Origin of the sequence: Planococcus sp. ISL-109 (assembly GCF_018613655.1) — a bacterium.
Taxonomy (GTDB): domain Bacteria; phylum Bacillota; class Bacilli; order Bacillales_A; family Planococcaceae; genus Planococcus.
This window is the reverse complement of record NZ_JAGGPW010000030.1, coordinates 1-2928: the sequence shown is the minus strand read 5'-3', so window position 1 is coordinate 2928 and position 2928 is coordinate 1. Positions and strand designations below refer to the sequence as shown.

Annotated in this window: 4 protein-coding genes; 3 read left to right on the top strand and 1 reads right to left on the bottom strand. The window is 40.0% G+C overall.

Annotated features, from left to right (window positions below):
* Positions 1-167 precede the first annotated feature (167 nt).
* Positions 168-1001, bottom strand: coding sequence for a hypothetical protein (locus tag J7E21_RS15420; RefSeq protein WP_215109418.1), 834 nt, complete (start codon positions 999-1001; stop codon positions 168-170).
* Positions 1002-1275: 274 nt separating this feature from the next.
* On the opposite strand from J7E21_RS15420, the gene J7E21_RS15415 reads away from it, so the two are divergent.
* The 3 genes from J7E21_RS15415 to J7E21_RS15405 all read left to right on the top strand — a co-directional run.
* On the top strand, positions 1276-1869 hold the full coding sequence (locus J7E21_RS15415) for a type IV toxin-antitoxin system AbiEi family antitoxin domain-containing protein (RefSeq protein ID WP_215109416.1): 594 nt from the start codon (positions 1276-1278) through the stop codon (positions 1867-1869).
* Positions 1866-2702 (top strand): nucleotidyl transferase AbiEii/AbiGii toxin family protein, encoded by an 837-nt coding sequence (locus J7E21_RS15410; protein ID WP_215109414.1) that lies wholly within the window; start codon positions 1866-1868, stop codon positions 2700-2702. Before J7E21_RS15415 ends, J7E21_RS15410 begins: the two co-directional genes overlap by 4 nt.
* Positions 2684-2928: hypothetical protein (locus J7E21_RS15405; protein WP_215109412.1), on the top strand; the 245-nt coding region annotated here is incomplete at its 3' end. The genes J7E21_RS15410 and J7E21_RS15405, both read left to right, overlap by 19 nt.

Sequence of the window (2928 nt, the reverse complement as noted above, 5' to 3'; positions counted from 1 at the left end):
AATATAGATAATCCTCTAATATGATAATTTACATGCTACTTATAATGAATAACCACTTTATTTCCGAGACATTTATAGAAGTCTGGATGCTTACTTATACTAACTGCTTTGAAGCCAAGTCATACGTATGAAAATATCATAGGTAGATAAAGTCCATTTCTTTCTTTTTAAACTCCATCTAAACTTTCTTCATTTACGAAAAACCCTACAAAATCTCGACCAAACTTTGAAATTTCAAATCTTTCTTTCGACTTAATTTTTGGTTCCTTTAAACGTGGCAAATTTGCATTTTTCTTACCCACTTTCTCCAAATATATATTTATATCTTTAATTGACTTAGCTATTACTTCGAGATCATCTGCAATGTTTAGATCGAGTTTGGTCGTCAATAAACCTATTCTAAATAAATTTCTCCGCACAGCCTCATATTGTTCTTGAGTTATGCCATGTCTGTCCATTATGCCAGTGTACGAGTCTCTTGAAGATTGATCAAAAGCATACTTTGCATCATGCATTAGTTTTAAAACTCCAATATCCACTAATCTTAAACTTTTTAAAACATCATAATAAGTTAATACAAAGTCATCTGATACTTGGTCATGTCCAGAAATATAGACCAAACCATTTACCATATACTTAATTTTTTCTTCTTGTTGTTCATCCGATACTGCAACAAGTACATGTTTGAATTGATCATCAAAATGATCTTTTTGTTCTTGATTTTTGGTTTCAAGATTCACTCTAATTTCTTCCATTCTAAGATTTAATTCGCTATAAAGTCTATTCATGTTTTTTTCATGCTGGTTACGTTTAAAGTTTTGATACATACCTGAAGCTCCAGGAACAAAAGAGGCTGCAGTGTCTACTATTAAATCGCCTGCAGCACTCGCAACGGATTGTTTCACTATTTCAGCACCTGCTTCACTTCCTACATTTAGAAAACTATCAATAAACATTTCCTTCCCAGCATCTTTAATATCTTTCTTTCTATCTTCTCTCAACGTTCTTCATCTCCTTATCACATATAAATATATATCTTCCTCTATTAATATAACGAAAGAAAAAATGGATGCTTCAAATACTTGAATGTATTTTGGTATTTATAGAACCCACCACGCCTCTTCACAATGCGGACCACGGTGGGTCGTTTTGTTTTATCATCTTTGCATTCCGCATGAATTTAGAAATCAGAAAGAACTGGTAAGTCTAGATTTTTTTGCATTTGCACTTAACTATTATATAATATAAGTATAAATGCAAAAAGGAGTGTTATAGATGCCGTATAAAACTCAACTCCTCGACTTGATCAAGCAGCAGGATGGCCTCGTCTTGACACGAGATGCTGAAGCCGCGGGAATTCCCCGTTATTATCTAACGGTATTGGCCCGAGAAGGCATGATTGAGCGCGTCAGTCACGGTATTTACGTGACCCCTGACACATTGGCAGACGATCTGTATATACTGCAGGCTCGGAGCCCGCAATTGATCTTTTCTCACGAAACGGCGCTGTATCTGCATGACTTAACGGACAGGGATCCTATTACTTATTCCGTTACCGTACCACTGGGCTATCACAGTCAGCTTCTCACTGACAACAGCGTACAGGTCTATTCAGTAAAAAAAGAATGGCATGAGCTTGGCGTAACCGAAACCACTACAATCCATGGCCGGCCAATTCGACTTTACGATGCTGAACGGACTCTTTGTGACCTGTTCAGACAGCGGAACAAAGTGGATGCCGACCTATTGAACGACAGCATGAAGTGTTACTTAGCGCGGAAAGAGAAGAATATTCCGCAGCTGCTTCGTTATGCGGAACAGTTCCGGGTCTCTTCGCCAATCCGCCAATACGTGGAGATTCTGCTGTGAAGAGCTCGCGCCAAGTGAAAGACCTCATTAAAAATATGTCCAAACAAAAAGGAATCAATGCACAACTGCTTCTTCGAAATTATCTATTCGAACGTTTGCTTGAGCGAATTGCCTATTCGGATTTCAATCAGCACTTTGTGCTAAAAGGCGGTGTCCTCGTGGCTTCCCTAATCGGGGTAGATTTGCGTTCCACCATGGACATGGATGCAACCATCCAAGGGTACCCCATGAACCGGGAAGCCATTGAAAAAGCATTCCTGGATATCGTGGCCATCCCCCTTGAAGACGATGTCACCTTAAGTTTAGAAAAAGTGGAACCGATTCGGGATGAGGCGGAGTATAATGGCTTCCGCTTGTCCATACTTGCACAAATGGATCCAGTGCGTCTGCCTTTAAAAGTGGACTTGACGACGGGTGACAAAATCACGCCGAAAGAAATTCAGTATCATTACCAGCTGTTGCTGGAAGAGCGAAAGATCGACATCCTCGCTTATACGATTGAAACGGTACTTGCCGAAAAGCTGGAGACGATGATTTCCCGGGGGACAGCCAATACCAGACTTCGAGACTTCTACGACATCTATGCTTTGTTCGGTACCCAGGAAGAGAACTTGCTGGCCGGCCAGGTGAAAAAAGCACTCCTCTCTACTGCAAATCACCGCGGATCTGTTGGTTTACTGGAAGACGGCGATGCGATTTTAAGGGAAATTTTCGAAAGCGAGCATATGGCGCAATTATGGAATCGGTATCAGAAGCAATATCCATATGCTGCGGATATCACCTGGCAAGCGATTGAGCAGGCAGTGATTCATGTGTGGAAAATGAGTCATTAAACTTATTAGTAGATAAAGCTGCATTTCCTCGAATTGGGGGAATGCAGCTTTATTTATCACAATCCTCTGTTGTCTACATCAATATTTCAGAACGTAAAAAGCCATCCTCCAAAGAAGATGGCTTTCCTTTTTCCGACTCCTGTATCCTCGGTTCCTCGTATATATTGAAGCAATTTGTTATTCTTGCCGTGTTAATATCATTGGAACCTAGTTGGTTTTTTTTTTT

What these genes read in the sequence shown, in the direction of transcription:
- J7E21_RS15415 (WP_215109416.1), top strand. Translation starts at nt 1,276, where the DNA reads ATGCCGTATAAAACTCAACTCCTCGACTTGATCAAGCAGCAGGATGGC.